Source organism: Streptomyces sp. Tu6071 (assembly GCF_000213055.1).
Lineage (GTDB): Bacteria > Actinomycetota > Actinomycetes > Streptomycetales > Streptomycetaceae > Streptomyces > Streptomyces evansiae.
Genome location: NZ_CM001165.1, coordinates 610,315 through 629,951 on the forward strand (window position 1 = coordinate 610,315; position 19,637 = coordinate 629,951).

Annotated in this window: 19 protein-coding genes; 13 read left to right on the forward strand and 6 right to left on the reverse strand. The window is 75.1% G+C overall.

All coding sequences use genetic code 11. The features are described from left to right. Nucleotides 1-21 precede the first annotated feature (21 nt). Nucleotides 22-495: an adenylyltransferase/cytidyltransferase family protein gene (locus STTU_RS02500; protein WP_009070361.1), complete on the forward strand. Its 474-nt coding sequence runs from the start codon at nucleotides 22-24 to the stop codon at nucleotides 493-495. Here the strand turns inward: STTU_RS02500 and STTU_RS02505 are convergent. The 4 genes from STTU_RS02505 to STTU_RS02520 form a co-directional block, all read right to left on the reverse strand. Beyond that, nucleotides 476-1,201 (reverse strand): CDP-alcohol phosphatidyltransferase family protein, encoded by a 726-nt coding sequence (locus STTU_RS02505; protein WP_007819512.1) that lies wholly within the window; start codon nucleotides 1,199-1,201, stop codon nucleotides 476-478. The genes STTU_RS02500 and STTU_RS02505 overlap by 20 nt on opposite strands. Nucleotides 1,202-1,291: 90 nt before the next feature. Then, complete coding sequence (locus STTU_RS02510; RefSeq protein ID WP_007819513.1) at nucleotides 1,292-2,326, reverse strand: DUF6891 domain-containing protein; 1,035 nt, start codon at nucleotides 2,324-2,326, stop codon at nucleotides 1,292-1,294. A gap of 52 nt (nucleotides 2,327-2,378) precedes the next feature. Beyond that, nucleotides 2,379-4,307 (reverse strand): ABC transporter ATP-binding protein, encoded by a 1,929-nt coding sequence (locus STTU_RS02515; protein ID WP_063894594.1) that lies wholly within the window; start codon nucleotides 4,305-4,307, stop codon nucleotides 2,379-2,381. After that, nucleotides 4,304-6,052, reverse strand: a complete 1,749-nt coding sequence (locus tag STTU_RS02520) for an ABC transporter ATP-binding protein (RefSeq protein WP_063894595.1) — start codon at nucleotides 6,050-6,052, stop codon at nucleotides 4,304-4,306. The genes STTU_RS02515 and STTU_RS02520 overlap by 4 nt, the downstream gene beginning before the upstream one ends. Nucleotides 6,053-6,205: 153 nt before the next feature. Here STTU_RS02520 and STTU_RS02525 point away from each other — a divergent pair, with 153 nt between their 5' ends. Next, entirely contained in the window at nucleotides 6,206-7,021 is an 816-nt protein-coding gene (locus tag STTU_RS02525) for an AraC family transcriptional regulator (protein WP_007819516.1), read from the forward strand. Between the two features lie 40 nt (nucleotides 7,022-7,061). Here the strand turns inward: STTU_RS02525 and STTU_RS02530 are convergent, their stop codons facing one another. Then, nucleotides 7,062-8,057, reverse strand: a complete 996-nt coding sequence (locus tag STTU_RS02530) for an ABC transporter substrate-binding protein (RefSeq protein ID WP_007819517.1) — start codon at nucleotides 8,055-8,057, stop codon at nucleotides 7,062-7,064. 352 nt (nucleotides 8,058-8,409) lie between these two features. On the opposite strand from STTU_RS02530, the gene STTU_RS02535 reads away from it, so the two are divergent. From STTU_RS02535 to STTU_RS02595, 11 genes are all read left to right on the forward strand, one after another. Further along, entirely contained in the window at nucleotides 8,410-9,468 is a 1,059-nt protein-coding gene (locus tag STTU_RS02535; RefSeq protein WP_007819529.1) for a FecCD family ABC transporter permease, read from the forward strand. Further along, a complete protein-coding gene (locus tag STTU_RS02540) occupies nucleotides 9,465-10,595 on the forward strand; it encodes a FecCD family ABC transporter permease (protein WP_043253870.1) in 1,131 nt (376 codons plus the stop codon). The genes STTU_RS02535 and STTU_RS02540 overlap by 4 nt, the downstream gene beginning before the upstream one ends. Before the next feature lie 21 nt (nucleotides 10,596-10,616). Then, nucleotides 10,617-11,513, forward strand: a complete 897-nt coding sequence (locus STTU_RS02545; RefSeq protein WP_007819533.1) for an ABC transporter ATP-binding protein — start codon at nucleotides 10,617-10,619, stop codon at nucleotides 11,511-11,513. 208 nt (nucleotides 11,514-11,721) lie between these two features. Then, nucleotides 11,722-14,322 carry an ATP-binding protein gene (locus STTU_RS32110; RefSeq protein WP_007819535.1) on the forward strand — a complete coding sequence of 867 codons (2,601 nt, stop codon included), beginning with the start codon at nucleotides 11,722-11,724 and terminating at the stop codon, nucleotides 14,320-14,322. A gap of 133 nt (nucleotides 14,323-14,455) precedes the next feature. Beyond that, nucleotides 14,456-14,875, forward strand: coding sequence for a roadblock/LC7 domain-containing protein (locus tag STTU_RS02565; RefSeq protein ID WP_007819547.1), 420 nt, complete (start codon nucleotides 14,456-14,458; stop codon nucleotides 14,873-14,875). After that, nucleotides 14,872-15,240, forward strand: a complete 369-nt coding sequence (locus STTU_RS02570) for a DUF742 domain-containing protein (protein ID WP_009070331.1) — start codon at nucleotides 14,872-14,874, stop codon at nucleotides 15,238-15,240. Before STTU_RS02565 ends, STTU_RS02570 begins: the two co-directional genes overlap by 4 nt. Beyond that, the gene (locus STTU_RS02575; RefSeq protein ID WP_078518896.1) at nucleotides 15,221-15,928 is read left to right on the forward strand and encodes a GTP-binding protein; all 708 of its coding nucleotides are present in this window, start codon (nucleotides 15,221-15,223) and stop codon (nucleotides 15,926-15,928) included. Before STTU_RS02570 ends, STTU_RS02575 begins: the two co-directional genes overlap by 20 nt. A gap of 251 nt (nucleotides 15,929-16,179) precedes the next feature. Further along, nucleotides 16,180-17,355, forward strand: a complete 1,176-nt coding sequence (locus STTU_RS02580; protein ID WP_007819550.1) for a cytochrome P450 — start codon at nucleotides 16,180-16,182, stop codon at nucleotides 17,353-17,355. Between the two features lie 31 nt (nucleotides 17,356-17,386). Then, nucleotides 17,387-18,031 carry a peptide deformylase gene (locus tag STTU_RS02585; protein WP_007819551.1) on the forward strand — a complete coding sequence of 215 codons (645 nt, stop codon included), beginning with the start codon at nucleotides 17,387-17,389 and terminating at the stop codon, nucleotides 18,029-18,031. Between the two features lie 140 nt (nucleotides 18,032-18,171). Continuing rightward, nucleotides 18,172-18,831, forward strand: coding sequence for a TNT domain-containing protein (locus tag STTU_RS02590; protein WP_043253875.1), 660 nt, complete (start codon nucleotides 18,172-18,174; stop codon nucleotides 18,829-18,831). Further along, a complete protein-coding gene (locus STTU_RS02595; protein WP_043253877.1) occupies nucleotides 18,815-19,081 on the forward strand; it encodes a hypothetical protein in 267 nt (88 codons plus the stop codon). Before STTU_RS02590 ends, STTU_RS02595 begins: the two co-directional genes overlap by 17 nt. Before the next feature lie 10 nt (nucleotides 19,082-19,091). On the opposite strand, the gene STTU_RS02600 is transcribed toward STTU_RS02595, so the two are convergent. After that, entirely contained in the window at nucleotides 19,092-19,592 is a 501-nt protein-coding gene (locus STTU_RS02600; RefSeq protein ID WP_007819553.1) for a DUF1772 domain-containing protein, read from the reverse strand. Nucleotides 19,593-19,637: the final 45 nt, after the last annotated feature.

Below are 19,637 nucleotides of genomic sequence, written 5' to 3' on the forward strand. Positions count from 1 at the left end.
GAGACCAGGGGGGTTTCTTTCATGACGGAGCACAGACCGTATCGAGTCGGTTATGCCCCGGGTGCTTACGATCTCTTTCATATCGGACACCTCAACATCCTTCGGCACGCGAAGAGTCACTGCGACTACCTCGTCGCGGGCGTCGTCTCGGACGAGATGCTGGAGCAGGCCAAGGGCCGCCGGCCGATGATCCCGCTGGTGGAGCGCCTGGAGATCGTACGCAGCGTCAAGTACGTCGACGCCGCCTTCGTGGAGACCGTGCCGGACAAGGTGGACACCTGGAAGCAGGTCCGCTTCGACGTCCTCTTCAAGGGCGACGACTGGCGGGGCACGCCGAAGGGGGACAAGCTGGAGCGCGATTTCGCGGCGGTCGGCGTGGACATCGTCTACTTCCCGTACACCGTCCACACGTCCAGCACGCAACTGCGGCGCGCGCTGGACGTGCTCACGGGGGACGAGCGGCCCGCCGGGCCGCTCAGCGCCGAACTGCGCTGAGTTCCCTGAACCACTTGGCGAGGAACGCGAGCAGGAAGAGCACGGCGGCGAGGGCGAGGGCCGCGTAGGCCCAGCGGAATCCGCTCCCGGCGCCGAGGAAGAGGAAGACCAGGCAGAAGATGCCGTGGTCGACGGGGAGCAGCGCGATCGCCCGCGGCGTCGAGGGGGCCGCGGCGGGCGTTCCCGGGGCCGGGCGGGGGGTGAGCTTCTCGGTGAGGAGTCCGCCGAAGAAGGTGACGACCGCCGCGAACTGGAAGACGAGCGGGAGCAGCAGCCAGGCGTCCTCGCCGTCGATGCCGTAGGCGTCCGGGTGGCGGTAGAAGGAGATGAGCACCGCCGTGTGCAGGGCGGTGATCTTCGCGCAGTCGACCACGTGGTCGAGCCACTCCCCGGCGGCGCTGCCGCCGCCGCGCAGCCGGGCGAGCTGGCCGTCCGCCGAGTCGAAGGCGAAACCGATCGCGAGGCCCAGCCACACGAGGATCCCGAGGCCCACGGCCGGGGTGCCGATCGCGAGACCGACCACGGCGGCGAAACTGAAGAGCGCGCTGATCACCGTCACCTGGTTCGGTGTCAGGCGCAGTGCGTAGGCGCAGGCGGCGAGGACGCGTCCCGCCGGGCGGTTGGCGAAGCGGGAGTAGAGCGAGACGCCTTTCGAGGACTTCTGCGCGGTTCTCAGCTCGCGGAGCGCGGTGTTGATCGTTCCCATGGCCCCCCCGGGTCATTTTTCGTTCATGTGCCGGTCAATGATGTCAGGCGCCCTCGGCGGCCCGGCGGCCGGTACGGCCGCGAGGGGTGCTCAGCCGACGGGCAGGCGGCGGCGCCAGTCCAGCGGCGTCACCTCGATCGCCCGCGCCGGGCTCCCGTCCCACGTCGTGCGCAGTCCCGCGGCGGCGAGCGCGGCCACCACCTCGCGCCCGATCGCGGCCGTCGTGCGCTCCTCGTCGTCGAACCCGCCGTAGTAGAGCCGCAGCCCGCCACCGGTCACGGCGTCGTCCGTGCACTGCTCGTGGAAGAACACGAAGCCCCGCGCTCCCCCCGGGCCGGCCTCCGCGCCGATCTCGCCCATGCCGCAGGAGCGGCAGCACGTGAAGTCCTCGCGGGCGACGACACCCGCCGCGTCGAGCGCGGTGAAGGCGCGCGTGAGGCGTTCGGGGTCGGTCTCGCCGTGCCACGCCTCCTGCTCCGCGAGCCGTTCGCCCCACAGCCGGTCCACGAGGGCCCGCGCCTGCGCCGCCGTCACGGGGCGGCGGTCGTCGGCGACGAAATGCTCCTCGGCGAGTTCGGCGAGGGCCTCGGGGTCGCGGTAGCCGCCGTGCAGGGCGACGCGGACGACACCCTCCAGTTCGGTGAGGTCCCCGGCGGAAAGGATGGGCGCGGGGGGCGCGTCGTCCGGTGCGGGAGGCTCTTGATCCGGTGCCAGAGCCCCCGAGTCCGGTACGGGAGCCGCCTCGTGCGGCGCGGGAGCCGCCTCGTGCGGCGCGGAGTCCCCCGGGCCGTCCGGTTCCCCGAGGTCGAGGGGACTCCATGTCAGCGCGGCGTCCCAGCCGGGGGTGCGGCGGGCCCAGCCGGTGAGGGCGGCGGCGACCGCGTCGGCGTCGTCGGTGTGCGCCTGGAAGTGCCGCCGGGCGGAGCCGTCCCGGTACTCCACCTGGTAGGAGCCCTCGTCCTCGTGCCACACCTGGGCGTAGAAGTCCGGTTCGTCCGGCAGCCGTTCGAGCACGAGGAACCGGTCCTTGCGTCCCCCGACGCGCCGCACCAGCCCGGCGAGCCCCTCCGCGGACACCCGCTCGTGGCTCTCGCCGGGCTCCGTCCTGATCACGATCGCAAGCATGTACGGGACTCTCGCACGCCCCACTGACAACGCGCCCCGCCCACCTCCTCCGTCACTCCGCCCCGCGCGCCGCCCACGCCGCCCACAGCCGGGCGTACGCGCCGTCCGCCGCGAGGAGTCCGGCGTGCGTGCCCTCCTCGACGACGCGGCCCGCCTCCATCACGGCGACGCGGTCGGCACGTGCTGCCTGCCCCAGCCGGTGGGCGACGACGAGTGCGGTGCGGCCCCGTATCGCCTCCTCCGCCGCCTTCTCCAGCCCCCGCGCCCCCTCGCTGCCCGCCTCCGCCGCCGCCTCGTCGAGGACGACGACCGGCGGGTCGGCGAGGACCAGGCGGGCGAGGGCGAGTTGCTGCGCCTGGAGCGGGGTGAGCGCCAGTCCGCCCGCGCCGACGACGGTCGCGAGCCCTTCGGGCAGCGCGCGGGTCCAGCCCTCGGCGCCGACGGCCCGGAGCGCGGCGGCGAGGTCGGAGGCGGCGGCGCCGGGCCGGGCGAGGAGGAGGTTGTCGGCGAGGGTCCCGGCGAAGACGTGCGTGTCCTGGTCGACGAGGAGGACGCGGGGGCCCTCGCCCGCCGCGGCCCGTACGGTGACGCTCCCGGCGGTGGGGGCGTGGGCCCCGGCGACGATCCGGGCCAGTGTGCTCTTGCCCGCGCCGCTCGCCCCGACGAGCGTGACGTGCTCGCCGGGCGCGAGCCGCAGGTCGACGCCGTGCAGGACGGGGTGCCCCGGGCGGTAGTCGTGCCGGATGCCGAGGGCGGAGACGGCGTACGCGCCGGGCGCGGACGGCGCGGTACGCGCCTCCTCGGACGTTCCTGGCGGCGACGCCGCTACGAGGTCGGCGACACCGACCAGCCGCGCGAGGCCCGCGGCGGCCTCCTGCGCGGTGCCCGCGAGCGCGAGCAGGATGTTCACCGGGTCGAAGAGCCGGACGAAGAGCAGCGCGGCGGCCGTCGCCTCGCCGACGCGCGCGGAGCCGTCCCGGACGAGGACGTGGCCGACGACGAGGATGAGCGCGAGGCCGACGAACTCGGCGACGTTGAGGCGCCCGTAGAAGCGGGAGCGGAGGGTCGTGGCGCGCTGGGCGTACGCGACCGCGTCGGCGGAGCGCTCCTCGATGCGGCGGGTGTGGCGGGCGCCGAGCCGGAAGGCCCGTACCGTCGCCGCGCCCGAGACCGATTCGAGTGTCTGCCGCGCGCGTTCGGCGCCGACTTCGCGCTGGCGCGCGTACAGCGGGGTCGAGCGGCGCAGGTACCAGCGCAGGGTCGCGGCCTGGATCGGTACGGCGCACAGCCCCGCGAGGGCGAAGCGCCAGTCGAGCGCGGTGAGCCCGACGAGGGTCGCGGCGAGCGTGAGCGCGGAGCCCGCGAGGCCCGGGACGACGTCGCGCACGGCGCGCGCCACGAGCGCCGCGTCGTCGCCGATGCGCGCGGCGAGGTCGCCCGTGCCCGCCTCCTCGACGCGTTGTGAGGGCAGCGCGAGGGCGCGGGCGACGACCCGTTCCCGCAGCCGCGCGAGCGCCCCCTCGCCGACGCGGGCCACGAGCCCGGCCCCGGTCGCGGTCAGGACGGCCTGGAGCAGCGCGGCCCCGAACAGCACGAGCGCGGCCCCGGTGACGGCGCCGCTCGTCCCGCCCTCGCGCACGGTGTCGACGATCCACCCCAGCGCGAAGGGCCCCGCGAGCCCGGCCGCCGCGTCCGCGGCGAACACGGCGACGGCCGCGAGCGCCCGCCCCCGGTGGGGCCGCGTCAACTCCCGCGCCGCGCCCCAGGTACGCCGCGAGGTGGCGGTGGGCAGGAGGGAGCGCTGGGTGTCGCCGTCACGGGGCGGGACGGCGTTCTTCCCGTCCCTCCCGGAGGCGGACCGCCCGCCGCCCGGCTCCCCCGCCGGCGCGGCGGGCCCCGGCACAGCGCGCGTCCGCGCCGCGAGGCCGCCCCGCTCGCCGGGGCCCTCCGTCCCCGCCGGTGTCCCGTCCGTGGCGTTCATGCGCTGACCACCTTTCCGTAGAAGCTGTCGGTGGCGAGGAGGGCGGTGTGCGGGCCGCTCGCGGTCACGCGGCCCTCGCGGAGGACGGCCACGCGGTCGCAGGCGCCGAGGAGGGCGGGGGACGAGGTGAGGACAAGGGTCGTGCGGCCCGCGCGCAGGGTGCGGATGCCGCGTGCGATACGGGTCTGTGTCACCGCGTCGACCGCGGTCGTCGGGTCGTGCAGGACGAGTACGGGCGGCGCGGCGCGCAGCGCGCGGGCCAGGGCGAGGCGCTGGCGTTGCCCGCCGGAGAGGAAGGCGCCGCGCTCGCCGACCCGGGTCGCCGTGCCGTGCGGGAGACCGTCGACGAGGTCCGTGGCGGCCGCGGCGTGCAGGGCCTCGGTGTCGGCGCTCGTGGCCGTCTCCCCGGCCTCCCCCTCGTCGGGGCGGAGGTTGTCGAGGACCGTGCCGTCGAAGAGGTACGCCTGGTGGGGGGCGACGAGGACGGCGCCGCGCGCCTCCGCGCGGTCGAGGGCGGTCAGGGGCACGCCGTCCAGGCATATCGTCCCGTGCGCGGGGGCGAGGTCGCCCGCGAGGCAGGCGAGGAGTTCGGCCGCCGCGACCGGCTCGGGGACGACGAGACCGAGGTGTTCGCCGGGGGCGAGGCGCAGGTCCACGCCGCGCAGCGCCTCGTGCGCGAGGCCCCGTACCGTCAGCTCGCCCCGTACCGGCACGTCCTCGGGCAGCCGGGCCGTACCGGGCGGTGGCGCGGGCGCGTCGAGGAGGACGGCGACGCGGCGCGCGCTCGCGCGGGCGCGGGCGAGCGCGGGGCCGAGTTCCAGGAGGCCCTGGATCGGGGCCAGGAGGAACTGGCAGAGCCCCACGCACGCGATGAGGTCGCCGAGTCCGAGGTCCCCACCGAGCGCGAGGCGCCCGGCGACGAGTGCGACGGCGGCGACGAGGACCCCGGCGAGCAGCGTCCCGGCGCCGTCGAGCACCGCTTCGGTGCGGGCCGCGGTGACAGTCGCGCGCAGGCTCTCGCGATTGACGCCCTCGTAGTGGCGCAGCGCGGTGCGTTCGGCGCGCAGGCCCTTGAGGACGCGCAGTCCGCTCACGTAGTCGACGGCGGTCGCCGCGGCGCGCGCGGCGGCGGCCTGCTCGGCGGCGCCCCGGCGCTCCAGCGGACGGCCCGCGCGGTTCATGAGGAGGAGCACGGCGGGCGTGCCGAGGAGGACGAGGACTCCGAGGGGGACGGACATGCGCAGCAGGAGGGCGGCACCGAGGCCGACGGCGACGAGGTTGCCCGTCGTCATGCCGAGCCAGCTCGTGAACTGGCCGACCACCTGCGTGTCGGAGCCGGTGACGGTGAGCAGGTCGCCGGGGAGCCGGTCGCGGCCGGCCGCGTCGTCGTGGGCGAGGAGGCGCCCCGCGAGCCGGACACGGAGGCGGTGCGCGGAGTGTTCGCGCGCGCGGGTGGAGAGGCGGGAGCCGAAGCGGTAACAGAGCGAGAGGAACAGGAAGTCGGCGGCGAGCAGGGCGAGGCAGCCGAGCAGCGCCCCCGCCGCCCCTCCGTCCACGGCGCGGTCCACGACGACGCCGACGACGACGGGCACGAGCGCCTCGCCCGCCTGGTGCCCCGCGAGCAGGACGAGCGAGCCGAGCAGCGGGCCCCGTACGGAACGGGCCGCCGCGGCGAGAACGGCACCGGGTCCGCGCGGGGGCGGGGCGACGGGCCGGGCGTCCTGGGCGGGGGGCTTCACGGGCATCACCTTCGGAGGCGTGGTCTGCGGGGGCGGTCGTGGTCCGGGGTGCGGACGAGCGGAAGGCCGTCCGTGCGAACGAGCGGGAGGCCGTCCCGGCGCCCCCGCCTCAGGTTAGGGCTGGCTAAGTTTGACGGGTGTGCGATACGGTGACGCGCCATGTCGCTGAACAGACAACCCGGCGCCGAGCCCGCTCCCGGCGGCAAGGGCGCGGTCCCCGGTGATTCCCGGGGCGCCCTGCGGGTCATGAACTTCGAGATGCCGGGCGGCCGTCGCTTCGAGCGGCACGAGCACTCCGCGCACCAGCTCGCCTGGGCTGCGGCGGGGACCCTCACGGTGGACATCGGCGCGCACTCCTGGGTCCTGCCGCCGACGCTCGCGCTCTGGATACCGGCGGGGACCCCGCACACGACGAGCGCGACGCGTCCCGCGCTCATGCGGAGCGTCTACCTCCTGCCCCGGCACTCCCCCGTGCGCCGGCCGGGCCCGACCGTGGTCGCGGTGGGCCCGCTGCTGCGCGAACTCATCACACACCTCGCGGACACGCCGCTGGAACCGGGCCCGCGCGCCCGCGCCGAGGCGCTGCTCCCGGATCTGCTGCGGCCCGTGGAGGTGACGACGATCGAGGTCCCGATGCCGCGCGACGAGCGGGCCCTGCGCGTCGCCGAGGCGCTCGTCGCGCACCCGGCCGATCCCCGCTCGCTGGACGAGTGGGGCCGTCTCGTCGGCGCGAGCGCGCGCACCCTGGCCCGGCTCTTCAGCGCGGAGACGGGCCTGTCCTTCGGGCGCTGGCGCACGCGGGCCCGGCTGCGGGCGGGTCTGGAGCACATGGCGGTCAACCGCCCGCTGACGGCGGTCGCGCACCGTGTCGGCTACACCTCGCCCAGCTCGTTCGTCGCGGCCTTCCGCCACGAGACGGGCCGCACCCCCGGCGCCTACTTCTCGGCGAGCCAGGGGCAGGGCGGCGGCGACTGAGGCGGCGCGGACCGGGGCACCCGCTGCCTCCGCCCACGCCTCACAGCTTCCGCAGCGCCTTGTCGAAGTCGTCGAGCGCGGCGATCGCGTCGCGCATGCCGCCGGGCAGGAAGTAGATGCTGCCGAAGAGCTTGTCGGCCTTCGTCGCGGCGAGCTTCTCGAAGGCGGGCTGCGCGAAGAGCTTGGGGCCGAGGTTGGCGGGCTTCCCGTCGTTGGTCGTGTAGTAGAAGACCGCGTCGGCGTCGGCGAGCTTGTTCGCGATCAGCTCGTACGAGACGGCCTGCTGCACGTCGAGCCGCCGGCTCGCCGAGGAGAAGACCGCGCCCGCGTCGGCGAGGATGCCGCCGATCGGCGAGCCGTGCCCGTACAGCCACCACTGGCCCTCGTCGAAACCGCCCTGGAGCAGCGCCCAGTGCGTCGCGGCGAGCGCCTTGGCGTGCTTCTCGCGGACGGCGGCGGCCTTCGCCTCGTACTCCTTCTTGAGCGCGTCGAGCCTGCCGTGCTCGCCGAGCACGTCGGCGGTCTGCTCCGCCATGTCGCGCCACGGGCTCTTCGACTTGCTGAAGGGCAGCAGGACGGTCGGGGCGAGGGCGCTGAGCTGCTTGTACGGGAGGTTGGTCTGCGCGTCGATGCCGATGACGAGGTCGGGGCGGAGCGCCGCGACCTTCTCGACCTGGATCTCGCCGCCGACCCCGTCGGAGACCTTCGGCACCGCGCGCCACCGCTGGAGATCCCGCGCGGGCACGTACTCCTCACCGGCGTTGAAGACCCCGGCGGGCGTGAGTCCCATGTCGAACATCGCCGACATCGGGAAGTCGTTGATGGCCACGACCCGCTTCGGCCGCGCGGGAATCTTCACCTTGCCCTTGGCGGTGTCGACGGTACGGGTCCCCGAGGCGCCCGGGGACTCGGTGCCCTTCTTGCCCCCGTCGTCCGAGTCGCTGGAGCAGGCGGCGAGGCCGGCCGCCGCGAGGATGCCCGCGGCGGAACCGAGGACACGCCGACGGGACGGTGCGGAAGCGAGGGGGCGGGACATGTGCACTCCAAGGCGACTTAGGTTTGCCTAACTTTGGCGAGCCTAACCAGCCGCACACCCCACCACGGACCACACGGACACGTCGTACGGCCACCCGGCCACCGCCCCGGCGCGGCCCGGCGCCGCTCCGCGCCGAGCCCGCTCGCCAACTCCCCTCGCGAACAGGCCCGATAACGGGGCGACAGGCGCCACGGAGGCGGAACGGCCGACTTTTCCCCGCGTCCGTTCATCGACATTGAATGACCGAGAACGACCAGACAGACGAGCTTTTTATTCATATTCATGCACTTAGCGACCGAATTATGGGGAGCAGATATTAGGTTAGCCTCCCCTGATTCCAGAGGAGTCGTTCATGTCCAGTACCCGTACGGCCACAGGGCCACCACCCGCCGCCGCCCCCGCGCGGCGTCGCAGGGGCGGCGCGCTCGGCGGCGGCCTCGCGCTCGCGCTCGTCGTCCTCGCGCTCGCGGTGCTCGCGAGCCTCGCGATCGGCGCCAAGTCCGTGCCGCTGGACACCGTGTGGAACACCGTCCTGCACCACGACCCCTCCGACGACGACCAGACCGTCGTCACCTCGCTGCGCCTGCCGCGCACCGTCGTGGGCCTGCTCGCCGGGGCCGCGCTCGGGCTCGCCGGGACCCTCATGCAGGGCCTGACCCGCAACCCGCTCGCCGACCCCGGACTCCTCGGGGTCAACGCGGGCGCCTCCTTCGCCGTCGTGCTCGCGATCGGCGTCCTCGGGGTCACGACCTTCACCGGGTACGTGTGGTTCGGCTTCGCCGGCGCCGCGCTCGCCGCGCTCCTCGTGCACCTCGTCGGCTCCTTCGGCGGGCAGGGCGCGACGCCCGTCAAACTCGCGCTCGCCGGGGCCGCCGTGAGCGCGGGGCTCATGAGTTTCACGCGCGCCGTCCTGCTCAGCGACACGAAGACCTTCGACCAGTTCCGCTTCTGGGAGGTCGGCTCCCTCGCCGGACGCGGGCTCGGCGTCGCCGCGCAGGCGGGGCCCTTCCTGGCGGTCGGCGCGGTGTGCGCGCTCCTGTCGGGGCGCATGCTCAACACGCTCGGCCTCGGCGACGAGGCGGCGCGCGGACTCGGCCAGAACCCGGCGCTCGCCCGCGTCTTCTGCTCGGCGTCCGTCGTGCTCCTGTGCGGGGCGGCGACCGCCCTCGCCGGGCCGCTGGGCTTCATCGGGCTCACGGTGCCGCACGCGGTACGGGCCTTCACCGGGCCCGACCACCGCTGGATCCTCCCGTACACGATGGTCCTCGCGCCCGCGCTGCTGCTCGTCGCCGACGTGCTCGGCCGCGTCGTGGCACGGCCGGGCGAGATCGAGGTCGGGATCGTGACCGCCGTCATCGGCGCGCCCGTCTTCATCGCCCTGGTCCGCAAGAGCCGGCTGGCGGAACTGTGACCCACGCACGCACCACCGCCCCCGTCCCCGCGCTCGAGCGGACCCATACCGGGACCCCCGCCTTCCGCCGCCCCGCCCCCGCGCCCGTCACCCCCGAGACCCTGCGTGCCCTGCGCGGCGTGCGCCGCCGGGCCCTGCCGCGGCTCCTCGTGGTGACCGCCGCGCTCACCGCGCTGCTGCTCGCGCTGTCCTGCCTCGCGCTGAGCACCGGCGACTTCACCGTGCCGCTCGGGCAGGTCTCGCGCGCGCTCGCGGGGCGGGGCGACGCCGCGTCGGAGTTCGTCGTCCAGCACGTACGGCTGCCGCGCGTCGCGACCGCGCTCGCGGCGGGCGCCGCCTTCGGCATGTCGGGCGCGGTCTTCCAGAGCCTCGTGCGCAACCCGCTCGCGAGCCCCGACGTCATCGGCATCACCTCGGGCGCGAGCACGGGCGCCGTCCTCGCGATCGTCGTGCTCCACCTCGGCGGCCCGCCCGTCCCGCTCGCCGCGGTCGTCGGCGCGGTGCTGACGGCCGTCCTGATGTACGCGCTGGCGTGGCGGCGCGGCGTGAGCGGGTACCGCCTCGTGCTCGTCGGCATCGGCGTCTCGGCCGTGCTCGGCAGCGTCGTCTCGTACCTGACGACGCGCGCGGAGGTCCACACCGCGCAAGAGGCGATGCTGTGGCTCACCGGGAGCCTCGGCGGCGCCGACTGGGACAAGGCCCGCCCGCTGCTGCTCTGCCTGATCCCGCTGCTCCCGCTCACCGTCGCGCTCGCCGCGCGCGTCCTGCCCGCGCTCTCGCTCGGCGACGACGCGGCGGCCGGGCTCGGGCTGCGCGTCGAGGCGGGACGGCTGTGGCTCGTCCTCGCCGCCGTCTGCCTCGCCGCCGTCGCGACCGCGGCGACCGGGCCCGTCGCCTTCGTCGCCTTCCTCGCCGGGCCGCTCGCCCAGCGGCTCACCGGACGCGGCGGGCCCGTGCTCGGCACCGCCGCGCTGTGCGGGGCGGGTCTCCTGCTCGGCTGCGACCTGCTCGCCCAGCACCTGCCCGGCGTGGGCGGTTACCCCGTCGGCGTCGTCACGGGCGCCGTCGGCGCCCCCTGTCTCCTGTGGCTCCTCGCCCGCGCGGGCCGCGCGGGCCAGGGGGGCTGACACACCATGAGGACCGCACCCATGCCCCGTACCACCGCCCCCGCCCCGTCCGCCGACGCCCGGGCCACCCCCGCGCCCGCGCCGTCCCCCGACGCCCGGTCCGCCCCCGACGCCGCCCCGCCCAGCAGCCTGGAGGCACGCGCCCTGCACCTCGGGTACGCGCGGCGCAGCGTCGTCGCCGGGGTGAGCACCGCGCTGCCCACCGGCAAGGTCACGATGATCGTGGGGCCCAACGCCTGCGGGAAGTCGACGCTGTTGCGCGGGCTCGCGCGGCTCCTGAGCCCCACGGCGGGTGACGTCCTGCTCGACGGCGAGGACATCCACTCCGTCCCCTCGCGCGAGGTCGCCGCCCGGCTGGGCATCCTGCCGCAGACCCCCGTGGCGCCCGACGGCATCCGCGTGCTCGACCTCGTGGGCCGCGGTCGCTACCCGCACCAGGGGCTCTTCCGGCGCTGGAGCACCGAGGACGACACGGCCGTCGCCGAGGCGCTCGCGGCGACCGACACGCTCGACCTCGCGGACCGGCCCGTCGACGAACTCTCCGGCGGCCAGCGCCAGCGCGTGTGGATCGCGGTCGCGCTCGCGCAGCGCACCGGCATCCTGCTCCTCGACGAGCCGACGACCTACCTCGACCTGCCGCACCAGGTCGACGTGCTCGACCTCGTCACCGACCTCAACCGCGAGCGCGGCACGACGGTCGTCGCCGTGCTGCACGACCTCAACCTCGCCTGCCGGTACGGGGACCACCTGATCGCCCTGCGCGAGGGCCGCGTCGTCGCGGAGGGCGCCCCGGCGGAGGTCGTCACCGAGGACCTGGTGCGCGAGGTCTTCGCGATGGACTGCCGCGTCGTCCCCGACCCCGTGTCCGGCACGCCCCTCGTCCTTCCGATAGGGCGCCACTTCAGCCGGACCGGCTGACCCCGTCCGGCAAATCCGCCTCCTCTACCACAATCACCCCACCCCTGAAAGGGATTCGGCAGTAAACACCCCCATCGGGCGCTATGCCCCTACAGCACCCCAACGGTCCGCTTCGGCACGGTTAGCATGACCCGCACGCGGCCCCGGTCCGCGTCTCGTACGTCCCCGTACTCCCCTCCCCCACCATCGAGACCGAGGGAACCGCGGAATGCCAGTGACCGCTCACCACCCGCGCCGCGCGGGCCGCCCCGGGCGGCTGCCCCGGGCGGCGCCCCCCCTGCTCCTGCTCGCCCTCACCGCTGTCGGTGCCATGGCCGCGACGACCGCCGCGCCCCCGGCCGCCCAGGTCTGGACGGGTACGACCGCGGCGGTCTGCTGGCTGCTCCTCGCCCTCGCCACCACGTGGGCCACCCTGCTCGTCCGGGTGCACCGGCGCCGCGCGGAGCGCGCCGAACAGGCCCGTACCGACGCCCGCGAGGCGCTCTCCGGGCACACGGCGGAGATCGCCCGGCTCGTCCGCGTCCTCCTGCCCGACCTCGGCGCGAGGCTCGCCGAGGGCGAGGACCCGACGCGCGCGCTCGACGCGCTCTCGCTCCCGTCCGATCCCTCACTGCGGGCGGCCCTCCACTCCGTCGCGACCGCGCTCGGCTCCGCGCACACGGCGGCGCGCGACGCCCACGCCCTGAGCGTCGAGGCCGCGCGGCACGCCGAGCGCCTGGACCAGGACATCGAGACCTTCGCGCACGAGACAGTGCCGCTCGTCGTCGCCCGCTTCGCCGAACTGCGCAACCACGGCGACGCCTTGCACCGCGTCCCGCTCCCCGAGGACGAGCGGCTGCGCGCCGCGCTCGACGAGTTCGCGTGGTCCGCGCACTACGGCATGCGGCGCGCCAAGGTCGCCTACGGCATGGTCAGGCACAGCCTCACCCGCGTGCAGGCGCGCAACGCCACCGTGCTGCACCGCCTCCAGGACATGCAGTTCCGGTACGGGCAGGAGGCGTTCAAGGACCTCTTCTTCCTCGACGAGACCGCCTCGCGACTCGCCCTCGCCGCCGACCGCATCGCCTGGATGGTCGGCGGCCGGGGCAGCCGGATCTGGACCCGGCCCATCGTCATGTACCGCATCCTGCGCGGCGCGATCGGCAAGATCGAGGCGTACCGCAGGGTCGTGCTGCACTGCGACACCGAATTGTCGATCGTCGGCCGCTCGGCCGAGGCGATCATGCACCTGCTCGCCGAACTCATCGACAACTCGACCCAGTTCTCGCCGCCCACCGCCGAGGTGCACGTCTACGCCGAGGAGCGTCCCGCGGGCATCGTCGTGACGATCGAGGACAGCGGCATGAAGATCCCCTGGGCGATGCGCGAGTACGTCGAGGACTGTCTCGCGGGCAAGGTGCTCGATCTCGCGGACTTCAAGAACCACCACTACGGCTTCAACGTCGTCGGCATGATCGCCCAGCGCTTCGAGATCGAGGTCAGCATCCGGCCCTCCTCACGCGGCGGTACGGGCTTCGTCGTCCTGCTCCCCTCCGCGCACATCTCCGAGCGCAACCCCCAGCACCCCGCGCTCGTCGTCGAGCAGAAGCTCCCCGAGATCACCGCGCCCGTCGCCCCGCCGCTCGACCGCGACCTACCGCCCGCCGAGGCCCTCGCCAAGCACCGGGCATGGGTCAAGGCCCACAAGGAGGAGCGCGCCCGCGCCGCCGCCGAGGCGGGCACCCCGCTGCCCCCGCCCGGACCGCCCTCCGAGCTGGAGCGCCTGACGGCTCCCTGGCTCGCCCAGCCCGCGCCCGCCCCCGAGGAGCACCGGGGCGAAGCCCCCGAGCAGGAGCCGCGAGGCCGCCGGAGGCGGGCACCGTACCTGCCCGAGGGCGCGGACCCGTACGACAGCGAACCGCCGGGCGGATACGAGGAGGTGACGGGGAGGGACCCGTTCCGCGACGGACCGGCCCCGGAAGCGACGGACGCCGCCTCGGCGGGGGAAGCGCCGACGAGCGGTACGGGCGGCACCGACTCGTACGGGACGGGGACGGAGCCGGGGGGTACGGGGGCGCCCGCGCGTCCCGCCGAGCCCCACGCCCTTGCCGGGTCCGGCGCGCCCGCCGGGTCCAGCGCCCCCGCCGGTTCCGGCATCCCTCCCGGCACCCCCGCCCGGACCGGCGCCCCCGCGCAGGACGCCCCGCCCCCGCTCCCCACCCGTGGCCCCGGCTCGCACGGGCCGCTCCCCTCGCCGCGTCACCAGTCCGGCGCCGTGGGCCCGTACTCCCGGGACCTGCCGGAGGAGCCCGACAGCGAGGACCCGGTGCCCGGCTTCATGGAACGCGAGCGCTTCCGCACCGACCCCGACTCGGCGCGGGCGCGCTTCTTCGGGGACGACAGCGGCGAGTTGTTCTTCGACCCTTTGCAGGGGCTCGGGCCGCTCGTCTCCACGGAGAACGGTCTCCCCGTGCGCCCGCCGGGCCGGACGATGGCCGCCGTGGACCAGATGATCGCCGAACTCCTCGCTGGGGAGCCCCCCGCGCCCGCCCCGCAGCAGGACGTGGGCCGCAGCTTCGGCGGCTTCGACCGCGCGATGCGCGCGGGCCGCGCCGCCCGCGAAGCGGCCACGACCGAACAGGCGCTCGCCAGCGAACAGACCGTCGCGACCGAGCAGGCGATTGCCACGGAGCAGGCGGCCCCGCCCACCACGCCGGACCCCGCCGCGCCACCGGGCCCCGCGCCCGCCGAAGGCCCGCGCCCGCACGGCGACCCGCCCCCCGGGCCCACCCCGCCCCCCACTCCCCTGCCGGAGCGCGAGACCCCCTGAGCCCCGGCAGGGCCGCCCCCGAGTTCCCCCCGCCCCGCCCCCGGCCGCCCCCGCGGCGGCCCCGGACCGGCGCACGTGATTGGAGACAAGGGCCGGTGTCCGTGCCCCCGCCCGGACCCCGCCCGCGCACACCATGCCCACCACCGACAACAGCCTCGACTGGCTCCTCGAAAAACTCCTGGACCACACCCCGGGAACCCGGCACGCCCTCGTCCTCTCCCGCGACGGCCTCAAGCTCTGCTGGACCCCCGACCTCCCCCTCGACCAGGCCGACCAGCTCGCCGCGATCTGTTCCGGCATCCAGGCGCTCGCCCAGGGCGCGTCCGTCGAGTTCGGCGACCGGCGCGGCGGGGTGCGGCACTCGATGACCGCGTACTACGGCGGACAGTTGTTCATCGTGGACGCGGGCGACGGCGCGCACCTCGCGGTGGTCGCCGAGGAGAACGCCGACCCCGAGTACGTGGGACAGGAGATGAGCCACCTGGTCGGCGCGATCGGCGCACACCTGCGCGCCGAACCGCGCAGCCCCGCACCGAACGCCGGTACCCCGTGACGCCACGCGGTCCGGCCGACGTGGGCGAACCCGACCGGATCTTCCTCGTCACCGGCGGCAGGACCGCGGCCGGCTCGCGCGTCTTCGACCTCGTCACCCTGGTCGTGCGCGAGACGGACCGGGCCCGGGACCTCGGCCCCGAGCACCAGCGCGTCCTGGACCTGTGCCAGCACCCGGTGGCGGTCGTCGAACTCTCCGCCGAACTGGGCCTCCCCGTGGTGGTGACGCGCATTCTGCTGGAGGACCTGCTCGCCGCCGGGCACATCCGCGTCCGCTCCCCGCGCCCCGCCGCCCGCGCGGCAGGGACGACGGGGCCGGACACCGCCGTACTCGAAGAGGTGCTCCATGCGCTGCGCAGACTCTGAACCCGCCACCCCCACGACACCCGCCGGGCCCGCCGCCGCGTCCGCGCCCGCCGTTCCCCCCTCCGACGCCGTCCCCGCCCAGGCCACCGCGCCCCCGGGGCCCCGCACGCCGCTGCCCGCGACCGCCGAGCAGGGCGTGAAGATCGTCGTCGTGGGCGGCTTCGCCGTCGGCAAGACGACGATGGTGCGCGCGGTGAGCGAGATCCGCCCGCTGAGCACCGAGGAGGTCATGACGGAGGCCGGTGAGGGCGTCGACGACCTCGCGGGCGTCGAGTCGAAGACCACCACGACGGTCGCCTTCGACTTCGGCCGCATCACCCTCAACGAGCGCACGGTGCTCTACCTCTTCGGCGCCCCCGGGCAGGAGCGCTTCTGGTTCTTGTGGGACCAGCTCTTCGCCGGGAGCCTCGGCGCGGTCGTCCTCGTCGACACGCGCAAGGTCGCCGACTCCTGGTACGCCGTCGACCGCCTCGAAGCCCACCGCACCCCCTTCGTCGTCGCCGTCAACCGCTTCGAGAACGACCCGCGCCGCTACGGACTCGCCGAGATCCGCGCGGCGCTCAACCTCTCCGCGCACGTCCCCGTCCTGGACTGCGACGCGCGCGAACGCGCCTCCAGCAAGGAGGTCCTGCTCACCCTCGTCGACCACCTCTACCACCGCGCCCTCGCGCAGGAGGCAGGCGTATGAAGAACCCGCTCTTCCCGCCCCCCTCGGACGACTACGGGCCCGAACCGCTGCGGCCCTGGGACCACCGCCCGAAGGAGTCCGCGACGCCGCCGCTGCGCGGTCCCACCGCGGCGGGCGGCCCCCCGCCCGCCTGCCCCGCGCACGGCGATCGCTGGGAGGACGAGCCCGTACGCCTCTCGACGCTCGACTCGGACCGGCCGCCCGCCGAGCTGTACCGCGAACTGCGTGCGCGCTTCGGGCCCGTCGCCCCCGTGCTGCTCGACGACGACATCCCCGCCTGGCTCGCCCTCGGCTACCCCGAGGTCGCCTATGTGACGGGCCACGACGAGGAGTTCGGGCGCGACTCGCGGCGCTGGCACCAGTGGGAGAACATCCCGGGCGACTGGCCGCTGCTCGCCTACGCGGGCTACCAGCCCTCGGTGTTCTTCGCCGAGGGCGAGGAGCACCGGCGCCGCGCGGGCGCGCTCACGCGCGCGCTGGAGGCGATGGACATGTACGACGTCTCGCTCGTGTGCGAGTCGGTCGGCCGTCGTCTCATCGACCGCTTCGTGCACGACGGGCGGGTGGAGCTGCTGGAGTCGTACGTGCACGCGCTCCCCGTGCGCGTGATGATCGAGCTGTGCGGGATGCCCGCGGGCGAGGACATCACCGAGAACCTCGCCGAGGATCTGCGGATCACTCTCGACGCCGAGCGCGGCGAGAATCCGGTGGAGGCGTACCGGCGGGTGGCGCGGCAGCTCGGGGCGCTCGTCGCCGCGCGCCGGGAGCGGCCCGAGCGGGACCTCACCTCGTACCTCGTGACGGACGAAGCGGCGCTGACCGACACGGAGGCGGTGCACGACCTCACGGTGCTCATCCTGGCCGGTCAGCAGCCCACGTCGAACTGGATCTGCAACGCGCTGCGTCTCCTCCTGCTCGACGACCGCTTCGCCGACAGGGTCGCGGGCGGTCGCGTCGGGGTCCCGGAAGCGCTCACCGAGACGCTGTGGCTCGACACCCCGGTGCAGAACTTCCTGGGTCGCTGGGCGACGCGCGACACGGAACTCGGCGGTCGGCCCGTCAAACAGGGCGACTGCGTGTTGCTCGGTCTCGCCGCTGCGAACACCGATCCCGAGCTGTGGCCGCACGGCGGCATGGGCGAGGGCAGCACGGCGCACCTGTCGTTCAGCATGGGCGAGCACCGCTGCCCGCACCCGTCCCCGCAGATGGCCCGCGTCATCGCGCGCACGGCGATCGACACGCTGCTCGCCCGGCTGCCCGACCTCGCGGTCGCGGTCGAGGCCGAGGAGCTGCGCTGGCGCCGCTCGCTGTGGAAGCGGGGCCTGGAGGAGCTGCCGGTGGTCTTCTCGGCGGGCGGGGTACGGGAGTGGACGGACCGCGGCGCGAGCCGGGCCCGGTCCCGCGAAACCGGCCTCCTGCGGGACTGACGCGCGCGGACCGTTTTGCGAGACTGGCCCGATGACCACTCCCGGCACCCTGCCGCCCCTGCCCGAGCGGGTCGAGCGCCTGCTCGCCACCGAGGACCCGCTGCCGATCGTCGCCGCGGGTGACCCCGTCCTGCGCACCCCGGCCGCACCGTACGAGGGCCAGTTGCCCGAGGCGCTGCTCTCCCGGCTGCTCGCGGCGATGCGGCGCACGATGCGCGAGGCCCCGGGGGTCGGTCTCGCGGCGCCGCAGATCGGTGTGCCGCTGCGCCTCGCGGTCCTGGAGGACCCGGCGACGGTGCCCGAGGAGGTGCGGCGCGTGCGCGAGCGGGAGCCGCTCCCGTACCGCGTGCTGGTCAATCCGGTGTGCGAGGGCGTCGGCGAGCGGCGCGCGGCCTTCTACGAGGGCTGTCTGAGCGTGCCGGGCTGGCAGGCCGTCGTGGCGCGGCACGCGGTGGTGCGGCTGCGCGCCGAGGACGAGCACGGCAGGGGGCTCGACGAGGAGGTACGGGGGTGGCCGGCGCGCATCGTGCAGCACGAGACGGACCACCTCGACGGGACGCTGTACGTGGACCGGGCGCTGCCGCGCTCGCTCACCTCGAACGAGAACCTGCTCCGGTACTGGAACGACCCGGCACCCGAACGGGCCGCCGCTGAACTGGGGTTCGCGCTGAACTGAGTCCGCCTCACTCGTTCGGGGGAACTCCGGCGGGTACGGGTCCCGCGCGGCGGGCGCGGGGACGGCGCGCGGCTAGCTTGCGGCAGGTCACCACCCGCGCCCGCCGCGCGGGCTCCCGTACAGCCCGGAGGTACCCCTTCGTGACCGCCAAGCCGCTCGCGCTGCTGCTCGCCGCGCTCACCACCGCAGCGCTCGCCACCGCTCCCGCCGAGGCGGCGAAACCGGCCAAGGCCGCCGCTGCCGCCCCGTGCACGGGCGAGTTCCGCGGTGACGCGCGGCTCGGCCCGCGCCACCTGCCGGGGCCGCGCGAGGAGCCGGTGGGCCCGCTCCTGAAGGGCTGGAAGCGTACGGGCGGGCTCGGCGAGCGCGCCTTCCTGAAGAAGTACTGGGAGGGCGACGCCACGAAGGGGAGCTGGAAGTACCCGCCGAACGACGGCTTCACGGAGACGAACGGCGAGCCGGACCGCACGGCGACGCGGCTGCGGCGCGGGGAGCGCCTGGACCGGTTCGGCTCGGTGTACGGGGCTTTCCTCGCCCCCGCCGGGGACGCCTACGCGAAGCGCGCGCTGCCGCCGCAGAACCTCACCACCCGTGAGGTGAGCGCGCCGTGCAGCTACCACGTGTACGAGGTGACGAAGCGGTTCACCGTGTGGCAGGGGCCGATCGCGCCGTGGTTCGGGCAGCCGGGCGGCGGCGAGCAGATCAAACTGGACCCGGCACTGCTGAACCCGGGCGAGGGCGAGGGACTCAACGTGAAGTGGCTGCTCGACCACGACTACCTGCGTGTCCTCGTCGGCTGAGGCCGGGGACCCTCGGGCAGCGCTCGCCGCCGCACTGCGCGCGGCGGGCCTGCCCCCGTCGGTCTACTGGATCGAGGACGCCCACCAACCCGCGCCGCTGCCACCCGACTTCCTCTACCTGCGCCGCGTCCCGGGGGACGCGGGACGGTGGGAGACCGGGGGCTACGAGCGGGGCCACTGGACGCCGTACGCGTCCCACGCCGAGGAGCCGGAGGCGTGCACGCACCTGCGCCGTCTGCTCCTGGGCTGAGGTGTCCGGCTCAGGCCGTGCCGCGCCCGTACTGCACGAGCGCCCAGGCGGCGCAGGCGAAGGAGCCGGTCGCGGCGAGGGCGCGGACGACGTTCCAGACGACCCACGAGGACTCGAAGCGCTCGCGGGCGGCGGCGAGCGCGTCGGCGGCCCGCGGGAGTTCGCCGTCCGCGAGGCGGTCGTTGAGCGGGACGTTGATCCCGCCCGTGACGGCGAACATCACGACGTAGAGGACGAGTGCGGCGAGCACCCACCAGAAGACGCGGTGCTCGCCGCTCGTCCAGGCACCGGTCGCGGCGAGGGCCAGGGCGAGGAGCGCGCCGCCGAACGGCGTGAGGAACCAGCCGTTGAGGATGGCCTTGTTGATGTTCCGCATGGCCTCGACGAAGGTCCGGTCGCCGCTCCTGCCGAGTCCGGGCATGACGGCGTAGGCGAAGGCGGCGAAGAGCCCCGCCATGAGACCGGTGGCCAGGACGGCCAGGAACAGGGCCGCGCCAGTGGTCGTCTCCATGCTTCCCCCGTGTACCGCGTGCGCCAAGTCCCCCGCCCGGCCGCG